1 protein-coding gene is annotated in these 1,031 nt (G+C 38.3%); it reads left to right on the top strand.

The window, feature by feature from the left end; translation table 11 throughout:
- The coding region (locus tag ACFQ32_RS10275) for an SLAP domain-containing protein (protein WP_379907150.1) at nucleotides 1-1,031 on the top strand (1,031 nt) is incomplete at both ends.

Below are 1,031 nucleotides of genomic sequence, written 5' to 3'. Positions count from 1 at the left end.
ATTAATGGTAAAAGCTACTATCCTTTAACCGGTGGTGCCTACGTTAAGGCGGCTAATGTTGGTGTTGTCAACAAACAGGTACAAGATGGCAACTTGGAGCTCAATTACAATTCTTATGTTTACGATAAGAATGGTAAACGGCTATACAAATTCCGTGGCAGTAAAAAGAATACGCATTTGCGCAAAGGAACCCCTTTGAAATACTCTGGCTCTGTAGAAAAAATTGACCGGAATAGCAAACAGTATTTCTTAGTCAATGATGACAACTATAATCAGTCATGGCTCCCTTATAAAAAAATCGGTGGTAAATATTACTACAATATTGGAGCCGGTGGCTATGTTAATGCGGCCAATATTGGCAACATTGATAACAAGCCCCTTTATGTCGCAGAAGCAACCGTGACAATTAGTCCAAAGGATATTGACTCCAAAGGAGTTCAGATTGGCTTGGGCAAAGAACAAATCACGGTTAAGCCTTTACAAAAAATAAAAGTTAACCGTGAAACCCTATTTAGGTATGATCCAACCAGTTCACCAAGTTACATTATTAGTGGGACAAAAACTGGCTGGTTTCCTAAATCGTACGTACAAAAAGAGCCAAGACAAAGGCTGCTGACTTTTACCGCTGACACCTATGTTTTAATTACTGCTGGAACTGATATTTTTGATGCTAATGGAGACTTACGACCAAATCAGGTTGATAAAGCCGGTCTAACGACCTTTATTGAGGGCGAAAAAATTCCGGTTGATGAATTGTTATACATTTGGTCGAATAAGGACAACAAAGCTGAACTCTACTATCATTTAGGTGACGTAAATGGCTTTACGCACACGAACTTTGAAGAAAACAATGAAGAACATATGTCATTCATCAAAGCTGCTGACAGTAAATATATTTCTGGTCCATTTTTGAAACCTCTTAATACGGTTGATGAAGCTAAAGCAGATGCGAAAATAGCAACTGCAGCAGATAAAAAAGACCTCCAAAAGGAAATTGATCAGGAAAATGCAGTTCACAATACTGATGGATA

The sequence above is a fragment of the Lactobacillus melliventris genome, from assembly GCF_042679465.1.
GTDB classification, from domain to species: Bacteria; Bacillota; Bacilli; order Lactobacillales; family Lactobacillaceae; genus Lactobacillus; species Lactobacillus melliventris.
The sequence above is the reverse complement of the archived record's forward strand: the minus strand, read 5'-3'. Positions and strand labels throughout refer to the sequence as shown.